Annotated in this window: 14 protein-coding genes; 8 read left to right on the top strand and 6 right to left on the bottom strand. The window is 35.6% G+C overall.

The genetic code is table 11. From position 1 onward, the window contains the following. The first annotated feature begins 229 nt into the window (after positions 1–229). From AAEO57_RS01955 to AAEO57_RS01940, 4 genes are all read left to right on the top strand, one after another. Positions 230–751: a methyltransferase gene (locus tag AAEO57_RS01955; RefSeq protein WP_341688999.1), complete on the top strand. Its 522-nt coding sequence runs from the start codon at positions 230–232 to the stop codon at positions 749–751. A 95-nt stretch (positions 752–846) separates the two neighbouring features. Continuing rightward, complete coding sequence (locus AAEO57_RS01950; RefSeq protein WP_341688997.1) at positions 847–1695, top strand: glycosyltransferase family 2 protein; 849 nt, start codon at positions 847–849, stop codon at positions 1693–1695. Positions 1696–1775: 80 nt separating this feature from the next. Then, the gene (locus tag AAEO57_RS01945) at positions 1776–2522 is read left to right on the top strand and encodes an MlaE family ABC transporter permease (RefSeq protein WP_341688995.1); all 747 of its coding nucleotides are present in this window, start codon (positions 1776–1778) and stop codon (positions 2520–2522) included. Continuing rightward, positions 2522–3283, top strand: a complete 762-nt coding sequence (locus AAEO57_RS01940) for an ABC transporter ATP-binding protein (protein ID WP_341688993.1) — start codon at positions 2522–2524, stop codon at positions 3281–3283. The genes AAEO57_RS01945 and AAEO57_RS01940 overlap by 1 nt, the downstream gene beginning before the upstream one ends. 68 nt (positions 3284–3351) lie before the next feature. On the opposite strand, the gene AAEO57_RS01935 is transcribed toward AAEO57_RS01940, so the two are convergent. The 4 genes from AAEO57_RS01935 to AAEO57_RS01920 all read right to left on the bottom strand — a co-directional run bounded on the left by AAEO57_RS01935 (position 3352) and on the right by AAEO57_RS01920 (position 6982). Further along, on the bottom strand, positions 3352–3954 hold the full coding sequence (locus AAEO57_RS01935) for a SprT-like domain-containing protein (RefSeq protein ID WP_341688991.1): 603 nt from the start codon (positions 3952–3954) through the stop codon (positions 3352–3354). Between the two features lie 69 nt (positions 3955–4023). Further along, the gene (locus AAEO57_RS01930) at positions 4024–4701 is read right to left on the bottom strand and encodes an SDR family NAD(P)-dependent oxidoreductase (RefSeq protein ID WP_341688989.1); all 678 of its coding nucleotides are present in this window, start codon (positions 4699–4701) and stop codon (positions 4024–4026) included. 36 nt (positions 4702–4737) lie between these two features. Further along, complete coding sequence (locus tag AAEO57_RS01925) at positions 4738–5715, bottom strand: M20/M25/M40 family metallo-hydrolase (protein WP_341688987.1); 978 nt, start codon at positions 5713–5715, stop codon at positions 4738–4740. Positions 5716–5839: 124 nt separating this feature from the next. Then, positions 5840–6982 carry an acyl-CoA dehydrogenase gene (locus AAEO57_RS01920; RefSeq protein WP_341688984.1) on the bottom strand — a complete coding sequence of 381 codons (1143 nt, stop codon included), beginning with the start codon at positions 6980–6982 and terminating at the stop codon, positions 5840–5842. 457 nt (positions 6983–7439) lie between these two features. Between AAEO57_RS01920 and AAEO57_RS01915 the strand changes: the two genes are divergently transcribed. From AAEO57_RS01915 to AAEO57_RS01905, 3 genes are all read left to right on the top strand, one after another. Then, entirely contained in the window at positions 7440–8012 is a 573-nt protein-coding gene (locus AAEO57_RS01915) for a chalcone isomerase family protein (RefSeq protein ID WP_341688982.1), read from the top strand. 139 nt (positions 8013–8151) lie between these two features. Continuing rightward, positions 8152–9378 (top strand): Glu/Leu/Phe/Val dehydrogenase dimerization domain-containing protein, encoded by a 1227-nt coding sequence (locus tag AAEO57_RS01910; protein WP_341688980.1) that lies wholly within the window; start codon positions 8152–8154, stop codon positions 9376–9378. Between the two features lie 282 nt (positions 9379–9660). Next, positions 9661–10563, top strand: coding sequence for an energy transducer TonB (locus AAEO57_RS01905; protein ID WP_341688978.1), 903 nt, complete (start codon positions 9661–9663; stop codon positions 10561–10563). 382 nt (positions 10564–10945) lie between these two features. Here the strand turns inward: AAEO57_RS01905 and AAEO57_RS01900 are convergent, their stop codons facing one another. After that, positions 10946–11341 carry an ExbD/TolR family protein gene (locus tag AAEO57_RS01900; protein ID WP_243230652.1) on the bottom strand — a complete coding sequence of 132 codons (396 nt, stop codon included), beginning with the start codon at positions 11339–11341 and terminating at the stop codon, positions 10946–10948. Between the two features lie 3 nt (positions 11342–11344). Next, positions 11345–12040 carry a MotA/TolQ/ExbB proton channel family protein gene (locus AAEO57_RS01895; protein ID WP_163407888.1) on the bottom strand — a complete coding sequence of 232 codons (696 nt, stop codon included), beginning with the start codon at positions 12038–12040 and terminating at the stop codon, positions 11345–11347. Positions 12041–12168: 128 nt separating this feature from the next. Here AAEO57_RS01895 and AAEO57_RS01890 point away from each other — a divergent pair, with 128 nt between their 5' ends. Then, positions 12169–13395, top strand: coding sequence for a bifunctional folylpolyglutamate synthase/dihydrofolate synthase (locus AAEO57_RS01890; protein ID WP_341688972.1), 1227 nt, complete (start codon positions 12169–12171; stop codon positions 13393–13395). The last annotated feature ends 109 nt before the right edge of the window (positions 13396–13504 follow it).

Below are 13504 nucleotides of genomic sequence, written 5' to 3'. Positions count from 1 at the left end.
TAGCTATTCCGGCTATCCATTACAAGTCCACACTCAAAAAATGTGTTTTTATTGCCTTAAAAAAGCTTCTTCCAGTCGCTTCTTTAAGCCTGCAAAAACTACACTTTTTAAGTCGTGGGCTTTTCATTTCTATCCGGGCTAAAAAACACCAAAAAGAGAAGATATCTTTGTATATTTGCGACCTAATCATAAAATTAAGAACTGGCCAAGCTTCGTTCAAATCCATACTATGTACGAAAAAACGTTTCCGAATAAAAGATTCAGACTTACCTTAGAATTTTTACAAAAACACATCAAAACCTCTGAAACTATTCTGGACTTAGGAGTCGAAAATCCGTTTTCAAAAATCATGAAAGAGGCGGGATATTCCGTGAATAATACAACAGGCGAAGATTTAGATCTGAATCAGGATTCACTAAAAAACAGTAATTCAGATGTTGTAACGGCTTTCGAAATTTTCGAACATTTACTAAATCCGTTTACTATTTTAAACGAAATTAAATCAGACAAACTTTTAATTTCAATTCCGATGCGTCTGTGGTTTTCTCCTGCTTACAGAAGCAAAACTGATATGTGGGACAGACACTACCACGAATTTGAAGACTGGCAGCTGGACTGGCTTTTAGAAAAAACAGGCTGGAAAATCATCGACAGACAAAAATGGACAAACCCGGTAAAAAAGTTTGGATTACGACCTTTTTTACGCAGTTTCACCAACAGATATTATATTGTGTACGCGGAAAAAGCCTAATAGCAAATTCCAAAAAAATAAATTCCAAATTCCAATTTAAAACTATTTGAATTGGAATTTGGAATTTAAAAAGATTGGAATTTAAATTGAAAATTATGAAATATTACATCGTCATTCCGGCTCATAACGAACAGGATTTAATTGGCCTTACTTTACAATCTCTTGTTACACAAACAGTTTTACCTTCAAAGGTGGTGGTTGTCAATGACAATTCTACCGATAAAACAGAAGAAGTTGTATTAAGCTTTGCAAAAGAAAATCCGTTTATTTCTGTTGTAAATAAAACCTCAGATGCGATTCATATGCCAGGAAGCAAGGTGATTCAGGCTTTTCAAAAAGGTTATGAAACTTTAGATTCTGATTATGATATCATTGTAAAAATAGACGGCGATTTAATTTTTCCTTCTAATTATTTCGAAACCATTATTAAACATTTTGAATCTGATCCAAGAGTCGGAATGGCAGGGGGATTTTGCTATATCGAAAAAAACGGAGGCTGGATTCTGGAAAACTTAACCGACAAGGATCATATACGAGGTGCCTTAAAAGCTTACCGAAAAGAAACTTTTCAACAAATTGGAGGTTTACGTCCTGCTATGGGCTGGGACACCGTAGATGAATTGTTGTGTAAATATTATGACTGGAAAATCATCACAGACGAATCCTTACACGTAAAACACCTAAAACCAACAGGTGCTAATTACAATAAAATAGCACGCTACAAACAAGGCGAAGCATTTTATACCTTAGGTTACGGCTTTTGGATCACCGCAATTGCCTCGGCCAAACTGGCCATGATGAAGAAAAAACCATTTCTGTTTCTGGACTATATAAAAGGGTTCTGGAAAGCAAAAAAAAACAAAACGCCATTACTGGTTACTCCTGAACAGGCTAAATTTATAAGAAAGTATCGTTTTCAAAAAATGAAACAAAAGTTAATTTGATTGCCAAAGTCACTGAAAAACGGCAACTCGTAACCCAAAACTCGTAACTTCTTTTTACCTTAGCCAATATTTGTAAAACTATGATGTTAATTCGTTATTTATCTCAACTAGGAAGATATTTTTTAATGCTGAAAGAAATTTTTAACAAACAGACGAAATGGTCTGTTATGAAAAAATTGATTTTTAAAGAAATCGACGATTTAATAATTGACTCTCTCGGAATCGTTTGCTTTATCTCTTTCTTTATCGGCGGAGTAGTTGCCATTCAGACTGCCTTAAATTTGACTAATCCTTTAATTCCAAAATATTTAATTGGATTTGCCACACGACAGTCTGTGGTTTTGGAGTTCGCTCCTACTTTTATTTCGGTTATTATGGCTGGAAAAATGGGGTCTTACATAACATCAAGTATAGGCACCATGCGCGTTACTGAACAAATTGATGCTTTGGAAGTTATGGGGGTTAATTCACTGAACTATCTTGTTTTTCCAAAAATTGTAGCTTTATTAATGTACCCTTTTGTAATTGGAATCAGTATGTTTTTGGGAATATTTGGAGGATGGCTTGCAAGTGCTTACGGCGGATTTTCAACCAGTGAGGACTTTATTCAGGGCGCTCAAATGGAATTTATTCCGTTTCATATCACCTATGCATTTATCAAAACCTTAATCTTTGCCATGTTGTTAGCTACTATTCCATCTTTTCACGGTTATTACATGAAAGGTGGTGCACTTGAAGTGGGTAAAGCAAGTACGGTGTCGTTTGTATGGACATCTGTTTGTATTATTCTTTTTAATTATATACTAACTCAATTATTATTAGGATAATGATAGAAGTAAAAAACATAGAAAAATCATTTGGCGACAGTAAGGTTTTAAAAGGGGTTTCGACCGTTTTTGAAACTGGAAAAACCAACCTGATAATTGGACAAAGTGGATCTGGAAAAACCGTTTTATTAAAAACTTTATTAGGAATTCATGCGCCAGATTCTGGAACGATTGAGTTTGATGGACGTGTGTATTCTGATTTAGATCCGGATGAAAAAAGAGAATTACGAACTGAAATCGGAATGGTTTTTCAGGGAAGCGCATTATTCGATTCGATGACCGTGGCTGAAAATGTGGCTTTCCCTCTGAGAATGTTTACCAACGACAATCGTGCTAAAATAAAAGAAAGAGTTGATTTTGTTTTAGAAAGGGTAAATTTAGTTGATGCACATCAAAAGCTTCCTTCTGAAATTTCGGGAGGTATGCAAAAACGTGTGGCTATTGCGCGTGCAATTGTAAACAATCCCAAATATTTATTTTGCGACGAACCGAACTCTGGTCTGGATCCGAATACGTCAACTTTGATTGACAACTTAATTCAGGAAATCACAAAAGAATATAATATTACAACGGTAATCAACACTCACGATATGAACTCTGTAATGGAGATTGGTGAGAATATTGTTTTCTTAAAGAAAGGCCTCAAAGCTTGGCAGGGAACTAAAGAAGAAATCTTTACAACCGAAAATGAGGCAGTTGTTAAATTTGTTTATTCTTCGAATTTATTCAAAAAGGTAAGAGAAGCTTATTTGAAAGGATAAAATTTTAAAATTTCAATACAAAAAATCCCAAATTCCAATGAAGTTCTAAATTGGAATTTGGGATTTGTTTATTGGATATTTATCAGCTCTACTTCAGCATTTGGATTAAAAAGATACAATTTACCGGAACTAATTTCGAGGCATTCAAAACGTTTTGTCCTGACTGCAATCTTCTTGAAAACTTTACCGTTCTTAATTCTGAAAACGCTTCCATACGGAATTTCAAAAACATAATTCTTGTCGTTTTCTTTGTCGTATTGTTTAAGAGCCAAAGAAAGTGTTGTATCTGTATCACTACTGGCGGTTGGGTTTTTAAAATGTCTTGCCAATAAAGGCAGTAATTGCCCCGGAAAAATTTCAGGCCTTATAAATGGCACCATCATTCGCTGAAAAGTAAACTTCCATTCATTTCCATGGGGCTTAATATTCCTCCCAAATTTTTCAAAAGCTACTAAATGTGAGATTTCATGAATAAGCGTAATCAAAAAACGATATTTATTTAAACTCGCATTGACCGTTATCTCATGTTTCCCACTCGGTCCTCTCCTATAATCCCCATGACGAGTCTGACGCTCGTTTACGATTTTAAGATGCACCTGATTGGCAACTATTAAATCAAAAACAGGTTTTACGGCATGCTCAGGAATATATTTGGCTAATGTTTCGCTCAACTTAGGTTAGATGTTTTTTGTTAGAAGTTAGATGTATTTGGTATTTGGATTTTAAAAAATGAGATTTAACTACGGATTTGTAGAAGAAACTTCTAAAACTTTTCCATTAAAATATTTATTTCCGTTAAGTGTAAAATCATAAATATAAGTTGCCATTCCTTCTGCAGAAATAGGTGCTTGATAACCCGGAAAAGCTTCATTTAGCATTTCTGTCTGAACAGAACCTAAAGCCAAAACATTAAATGAAATCCCTTTTTCTTTGTATTCTTCAGCCAATAATTCTGTTAGGGTACCAACTGCTCCTTTGCTTGAACTGTAAGCTGCAAGACCTGCAAATTTAAGACTGCCTCTCACTCCGCCTATCGAACTGATGGTTACAACATGGCTGCCTTTTTCAAGATACGGCAAACAAATTCGGGTAAGATTGGCTACAGCAAAAACATTCACTTTGTAAATATTTTCAAAATCAGCCTGAGTGGTTTCTTCAAAAGGTTTTAACAATAAAGCACCTGCATTATGCACTACAGCATCTACTTTTTTCCATGTTGAAGAAAGAAAATCACTTACGGCATCGAGTTGGGATTCATCAGCCAGATCAACTGAAAGGCAGGTTATATTTTGGTGTTCTAAAAGAGCCTGAGGAATTTTCCTGGAGATTGCTAATACTTTATGTCCTGCATTTGCAAACTGTAATGCCAGTTCATAACCAATTCCTCTGGAAGTTCCTGTAATTATAATATTTTTCATGAGACAAAAATAATCAAATCTTATAAAAAGGAATCTTTATTTTGTCATCGTAATTTCCTGATCAGCCGTTGTTGCAATTTTTACAACAGCAGGCAAAAATTCCTGTGTAAATTTAGTGATATGCGGAATATTCATTAACTGAAATTCATCTGACGGATGATGATAAAATTCGAAATTCTCAAAATCAAAAGTACTTATCGACTGGCATGGTTTTTTGAAAACATCATAAAAAGGATAATTATCAGAACGGTAAAAAAGTTCATATTCCGCTTCTTTTGGAAGGAAACCAATCGTATTTTTCCCTGTATACTGATTAATTCTCTCCGCCATGTTCGACTTGTCAAAGCCCGTAATATAAGCCAGATAATCTCGTTTCATTGGCACACCAACCATTTCAATATTTAATTGTGCGTATAAATTAAAATCTTTCTTTTTAAGTTTCTGCACCAGACTTTTCGAGCCTAACAACCCTTTTTCTTCACCAGCAAAAAACACAAAAAGAATACTTCTTTCATTCGATTTTGTCTTTGCGAAATATTTAGCCATTTCTGCCACGACAGTTACCCCGGAAGCATCATCGTTTGCACCGTTATTAATCAGATCTCCCTGCTTGTTTTTTAGCAGACCGATATGATCATAATGTGCACTCAAAACCACAAATTCTTTTTGGAGTACGGGATCGCTTCCCTCCAAATATCCCACAATATTATAAGCCGGCGATTTAAAATTAGTAAGTGTATCGCGATACGTACTGAAATAAGGTTTTATATCATTCTTCTTAAAAAAATCTTCAAGAAAAACAGCCGCTTTTTCAATGCCTTGCGTCCCGGTTTCTCTCCCTTCTAATTCATCTGAAGAAAGGTATTTTAAAAAATCAGACACCTCATTTTGCTCCACCGTATATGCGATTTCAACTGGTTGAGAAACTGAAGCAGCGTCATTCCCGCTTACTGTAACATTTTTAGATTTACAGCCTAATAAAACAAATGGCAGAATAAAATATAGTTTTTTCATGAAAATAATTTTGAAGAATGAGGTTTTAAAAGATAAACTTCTGAAAAGTAAAAAAAATAATCGTAAAAAAACCCTTTCAAAGCTAAAAAAGAAGAAAGGGTTTTTAGAATATAAAAAAGAAGAATTATTCTGCAATAACCGCTCTTGAAATTACAATTTTCTGAATCTCAGAAGTTCCTTCGTAAATCTGGGTGATTTTAGCATCACGCATCATACGTTCTACATGGTACTCTTTTACATATCCGTTTCCTCCATGAATCTGAACAGCTTCTACAGCGGTATCCATAGCAACTTGTGACGCAAACAATTTTGCCATTGCCCCACTTACATCATAATTTTTATGCTGATCTTTATCCCAGGCTGCTTTCATGCACAGATGACGTGCTGCTTCAATATTTACTGCCATATCCGCCAGTTTAAAAGCAATAGCCTGATGATTACAAATTTCAGTCCCAAAGGCTTTACGCTCTTTTGAATATTTTAAAGCCAGTTCATAAGCTCCCGATGCAATTCCCAAAGCCTGAGAAGCAATTCCGATACGGCCACCTGCAAGTGTTTTCATGGCAAATTTAAATCCGAAACCATCCTCGCCTATTCTGTTTTCTTTTGGAACTTTCACATCATTAAACATTAATGAATGCGTATCTGAACCACGGATTCCCATTTTTTGTTCTTTTGGCCCAACCGAAAAACCAGGCATGTCTTTGGTCATAATCAGGACATTAATTCCTTTATGTTTTAATTCTGCATGTGTTTGAGCGATTACTAAATAAACAGATGCGGTATTTCCGTTCGTGATCCAGTTTTTTGTTCCGTTTACCAGATAGTGATCTCCCATATCGATAGCAGTTGTTTTTTGCGAAGTGGCGTCACTGCCTGCTTCAGGCTCGCTTAAGCAAAATGCCCCATGAATTTCTCCGGAAGCCAGACGTGGTAAATATTTTTGTTTCTGCTCTTCAGTACCAAATTCCTGCAGTCCCCAGCAAACCAAAGAATTATTTACAGACATCACTACCGAAGCCGACGCATCAACTTTAGAAATTTCTTCCATTGCAATTACGTACGAAACTGTATCGAGGCCACTTCCGCCATATTTAGGATCAACCATCATCCCCATGAACCCTAATTCTCCCATCTTTTTTACCTGCTCAGTTGGAAAAATTTGTTTTTCGTCTCTCTCAATTACACCTGGCAACAATTCGTTTTGAGCAAAATCTCTTGCCGCCTGCTGAATCATTAAATGCTCTTCTGTTAGATTAAAATCCATAATAGTGGTTCTTTAGTTGTTAAAATGCTTTCTGTATTTTCCTAAAAAAAGCTTTTCAAATATAAATTTTAAATACCAAATAACAATGCATGCATAGTATTTTAGGTTTTAATCCAAAAATACGATAACGTTTTCGCTGATGCATTAAATAAAAATCATAAAAACTTTGATTTCACAATATATTACTCAGAATTTAAGAAGAATAGCATTGATTATAAAAATTAAAATAAGGTAGTTTATATATTTCGCAATAACAGTATCATAAAAGCAGAAACAAAGGCAAAACAACAATAAAATTACTCTTACTAATTTGATTTTTAATTTAATAGAATTAAAAAACGAAGACAATATCACAAAAAACATGGCGTTTAAAAGTCTGAATTTTAGAAATTAACAGTATTTTTGCAAAAAACAAAAAACACTAAAAACAAAAAAAAACAATTTATCAAGAAAGACTATGAAAAAGATTTTACTGTTGCTTACACTCCTTTTAACCCTGCAATTCTCGGCATCTGCGCAATCACAATTTGAAGTAAATGGTGTCACGGTTCCTCGAAAAATTGAGGTTTTCAATAAAACTTTACAAGTTAACGGTGCCGGAGGAAGATCAAAAATGTGGACAGAAGTTTATGTTCAGGCTTTGTATTTATCCCAATTGACTCAGGATGCTCAATTTATTATTGACAGCGATACGGAAATGGCTATCCGAATTGAAATTACCTCATCTATGGTTTCTGCCAACAAATTGGGAAAAGCCATGGATACAGGTTTTGAAAAATCAGCAGGAGATAAACTTCAGGCATTAAGACCAAGGATTGACCAGTTAAAAACATTCCTGAGTGACAAAATAACAGAAAAAGATGTGTTTATATTAGCTTACAATCCTTTGGATCAAACCATTAATATCTTCAAAAATGAAGCACTAAAGGGGAAAATTTCGGGATTCGATTTCAAAAAAGCATTATTCGGTATCTGGCTTTCTGACAAACCGGTAGACGAAACCTTAAAGAAAAACTTATTAGGACAATAATTAGTCTGATTTTAAAAAATTTAAAGCCGAAAACAAATAGTTTTCGGCTTTCTTTTTTGTTTAATAAAATTGACACAAAATACATTATTCGCATTATTCTATTTTATACTTTTACAAAAACTAAACATACTTTAACAAAATGAAAGATTTATTGCAACAATTTGAAAACAAAGAACCTGAAATTGTTTTTAACTGGAAAGATTCTGAGACAGAAGCTGAAGGATGGACTGTAATCAATTCGCTTCGTGGAGGAGCGGCCGGAGGAGGCACCAGAATGAGAAAAGGTCTTGACATGAATGAGGTTTTATCATTGGCAAAAACAATGGAAGTAAAATTCTCAGTTTCAGGTCCTGCAATTGGAGGCGCTAAATCCGGAATTAATTTTGACCCGAATGACCCCCGCAAAAAAGGCGTTTTGCAACGCTGGTATAAAGCCGTTTCTCCTTTATTGAAAAGTTATTACGGAACAGGTGGCGATTTAAATGTAGATGAAATCCATGAAGTGATTCCAATGACCGAAGAGTGTGGTGTGTGGCATCCGCAGGAAGGTGTTTTCAATGGACACTTTAAACCAACCGAAGCTGATAAAATCAACCGAATTGGTCAATTACGCCAGGGAGTTATAAAAGTAATAGAAAATCCTAAATTTTCTCCTGATGTAACCAGAAAATATACTGTAGCAGATATGATTACCGGCTTTGGAGTTGCTGAGGCTGTACGTCATTTTTACGCTACGTATGGCGGAGATATAAAAGGTAAAAAAGCAATTGTACAGGGTTTTGGGAACGTGGGTTCGGCCGCTGCTTTTTATTTAGCCGAAATGGGCGCAAAAGTCATTGGTATTATTGACCGTGACGGAGGTTTAATCAAAGAAGAAGGTTTTTCTTTTGAAGAAATCAGAACTTTGTTTTTAAATAAAGACGGAAACAAATTAGTAGCGGATAATATGATTCCGTTTGAGGAAATCAATTCTAAAATCTGGATCATTGGAGCAGAAATTTTTACACCTTGTGCTGCTTCGAGATTGGTTACTCAGGCTCAAATAGACAGCTTAATCGCAAATGGTTTGGAAGTCATTTCTTGTGGAGCGAATGTTCCTTTTGCCGATAAGGAAATTTTCTTTGGTTCGATCATGGAAGAAGTAGATCATAAAGTAAGTTTGATTCCTGATTTTATTTCGAATTGTGGAATGGCGAGGGTTTTTGCCTACTTCATGGAGAAAAAAGTTCAGATGACCGATGAGGCTATTTTTAATGATACTTCAGAGATTATAAAAAATGCGATTGTAAAAGCGCATGCTTTAAATCCGTCAAAAACAAATATCAGTGCAACTGCTTTTGAGATTGCATTGAAACAATTAGTGTAATTTCTTTATACTATAATTTTAAACGGGTCAAAATAGTTTGGCTCGTTTTTTTGTTTCCCGCAGATTTGGCAGATTGAGCAGATTCAATCTTCTGATTCGACAAATATAAATCTCCTGAATCTGCCACCCGAGCGATAGCGAACTGGCGAAGCAAATCTGCGAGACAAAATAAATTTTATATCTCTAAAAAACTTTGTGATTAAATTCCTCCCTTTAATTATAAACAATTTTTAGTACTTTTAGACGTTTTTATTAAATACAATTACAAAATTCAGAATCAAAATGACCTCTACGGATTCTTCAGATAAAAAGAAATCACTATTAATATCAACCGCAATTTATAGTGTCCTGTTATTGCTGTTATTTTTTATACGTTTCTGGCCTCCTTATAATCCTGAAAACAATGTAGCACTTGCCGAAGGCGGTGGCGGTGGTGGTGTCACAGTAAACTTTGGAGACAGCGATTTGGGTTCTGGAGCCAATTATAAAAGTGAAATTCTGGATGTAAAAAATAATGCTAAAGCGGCTCCGGCAAAAGCAGCTCCGGATGAATCCGTTATTACACAGGAAAATTCAGCTACTGATGAAACAGATGTAGTGATTCCGACAAAAGAAAAACCTAAAAAAAATACTCCTGTAGTAAAACCGGAGGCAAAACCTGTACCTGAAAAACCAAAAGTTTCAAACTCAACCAATGATGCATTAGCCAGCATAATGAAAGGTTCAAACAAAGGCGGAGACGGCGATGATAAAGTGGCAGGAAATAAAGGGAAAGCAAACGGAAGCCTAAGTTCAAACGGATATTATGGTTCCGGAGGTTCAGGTGGAGGAACGGGCGGCGGTAACGGAACCGGAAACGGTATTGGAACCGGAAGCGGTTACGGAGCAGGAAGCGGCGGAGGTTCTGGCGGCGGATCAGGATATTCTTTAGGAAACCGAAAAGCATTATCTAAACCCGCACCAAAATATACTTGTGATGAGGCAGGAAAAGTAGTCGTTGAAGTCACAGTAGATCAAAGCGGAAGAACAATCAGTGCTACACCAGGAATAAAAGGAACAACCAACTTAGCAAGATGTTTATTAGATCAGGCAAAAATTGCTGCAATGAACACCAAATGGGATGCTGATAGTAATGCTCCGGCAAAACAGGTTGGAAAGATTATTTATAATTTCAGTTTGAATTAAAACACGAATTTCACGGATTAATTAATTCACATAAAAAAGGCTTTCTGAATAATCAGAAAGTCTTTTTTATGTGAATTATCATTTCGATCGAAGGGAGAAATCACACCAGCTGATCGCCAAAGATTATCGACATTACTTTGCGGAGTTGCACGTGTGATTTCTCCTTACGTCGAAATGACATACTTTATGGTTACTATTTCTTTAATCTATATTCTTTCCTCTATGCTCTTTTTTCTTTACTCATACTCTCTTTTTCTTGCATGAGGGATAGCAGCAAGCTACCGAAGTAGCGCGAATAGCCCGACCGCAATAAAAAAATGGGCGTATCAACAGCATGCTGATTAGCCCATTTTTTTATTGTGGTCACGCCCAAATGATTCTTTTACTTCGGACTCGTGGCAATTACAAACTTTAGATTGTTCTTTACCCCTATCTGTAATACATCTACCAGATCCTGAACCTGAAGATTAAACGGAATACGAACTACAACGGTTTGCTCTTTGTTGTCTCCAATTTTAGACATCAGACTCGTTTCTAATTCTTCAAAAGCTACAGGCTGTTTGTCGATGTAGAATTTTTTATCTTCGGTAACCGATAAACTGATGAGTTGTTTATTGGTTTTTTCGTTTGCTTTGGCTTTTGGCAATGTCATTTTGATCACATTCGGATTTGCAAGCGTTGATATAATAAGGAAAAACAACAGCAGGAAAAACATAATATCACTTAACGACGATGTCGCCACCTCAGCATGAAATCTTCTTTTTCTCTTGATTGACATGGCTTATGCTCTTTGAATTATATTGACAAATTCTAATATTTGTTTCTGAATTTTCAAGGCGAAATCGTCAATTTTACCATTCAGAATATGATACGCACTGTAGGCAATAATCCCCACAATAAGTCCTGCTCCACTACTGATCATTTTTTCGTACAATCCACCGGAAATGTTTCCGATACTGATATTCTCTGTTACCGAAATGCTGTAGAAAATTTTAATTACCCCCGAAATAGTTCCAACAAATCCAAGCGTTGGTGCGATACCGGCAATAAGTCCAAGATGTCCTAAACGGCTTTCCATTTCGCCAATTTCAATATCGGCAGCACGATCCATGTTGGATTCGATTTCGGCAATTGGGCGTCCGATAACCAAAACACCTTCTTTTAAAACATTCCCTGCAGACGTATTGCTTCTTTCTACAATTGATCTGGCCAGTTCGATATTTCCGGAATGTAGTTTATCTCCCACATCCTGCATCAAACGGTTGTCTATTTTAGATGCTCTTGTTATATATAAATAACGTTCTATGATAACATAAATGGTATAAAATAATAAGATTGCAATTGGAATAAGAAACACCCCTCCTTTTAAAATAAATCCTAAAACTGAAATTTCGGTGTTGGGTGCAATTTTCTCGATAACTACGTTAGATGCAGCGTTTGTGATGGTATCTGTCTGTAATTGAATGAAGCTAAACATATATTAATTCTGGTTTATTATAATTAATTCTAAAAAATATTTGAAATTTGCAATAAAGATAATTTTCGCTCTATTATTAAACTAATAAAATCTAAAATTATTTCAATTAACCGCTATTTTATTCGAAAATGAACTATCAGGAAACTACCCACTGGATGTTTAATCAATTGCCCATGTATCAGCTTCAGGGGGCTTCGGCATACAAAGAAGACTTAACAAACATCAGACTACTGGCGGTACATTTGGGCAATCCGCAGAACAGTTTAAAATGTATTCATGTTGCGGGAACCAACGGTAAAGGATCCACATCACACATGCTGGCTTCGGTGTTGCAGGAAGCAGGATATTCGGTTGGCTTATACACTTCGCCACATTTGAAGGATTTCAGGGAAAGGATCAAAATAAACGGTAAGGAAATTTCGGAAGATTTTGTTATTAAATTTATTGCAAAGCACAAAGATTTCTTTGAAGCAAACGATATGAGTTTTTTCGAAATGTCGGTTGGTCTTGCTTTTGATTATTTTGCCTCTGAAAAAGTTGATATTGCCATTATCGAAGTTGGACTTGGCGGAAGACTGGACGCTACCAATATCATTACGCCCCTGGTTTCGGTAATTACTAATATTGGCTTAGATCATACCCAGTTTTTAGGAAATACACTTGAAGCTATTGCAGGAGAAAAAGCCGGAATTATCAAACCGAATGTTCCTGTGGTTATTGGCGAATATACTCCGGAAACTCAGCCTGTTTTTTTAGCTAAAGCCGAAGAAAACAACGCGCCTATTTCTTTCGCATCCGATTTGATTGATCAGATTTATTTGTCTGACTTAATTGGCGATTATCAATTTCACAATAAAAAAACGGTTCAGCAGACAATTGCAATTTTAAACCATCAGACTGATTTTAAAATTTCGACTGAACAATTAAAAGAAGGTTTATTGCGTGTGGTAAAAAATACCGGTTTGCAAGGAAGATGGCAGCAACTGGGCGAAAATCCAAAAATTATCTGCGATACGGCACACAACAAACACGGATTGACAGTTGTAATGAAGCAGCTTCAAAACGAAAAGTATGAGAAACTGCATATTGTTTTAGGAGTTGTTAACGATAAAGATTTAGATGCTATTCTGCCTTTATTTCCAAATGAGGCGCAGTATTATTTCTGCAGTCCGGATTCATTGAGAGGTTTACCTGCCGAAACCTTAAAAAACGCAGCGAAAAAATTCGGTTTAGAAGGAGAAAAATACGATTCGGTTGAAATCGCTTTTGCGGAAGCAAAGAAAAATGCTGCAAAAAATGATTTTATTTATGTAGGCGGAAGCACTTTTGTAGTAGCCGAATTGCCTTTGGGTTAAAAACAGTTCTTTTTTGTGCAAAAGTTTGAGAAAATAGTTTTAATAACAAATTCATAAACAAGGAGATAAAAATTATTTTAAAAAAAGTTTTATTTTTTAATTCATTTTC

The organism is Flavobacterium calami (genome assembly GCF_038290035.1).
Lineage (GTDB): Bacteria > Bacteroidota > Bacteroidia > Flavobacteriales > Flavobacteriaceae > Flavobacterium > Flavobacterium calami.
The sequence above is the reverse complement of the archived record's forward strand: the minus strand, read 5'-3'. Positions and strand labels throughout refer to the sequence as shown.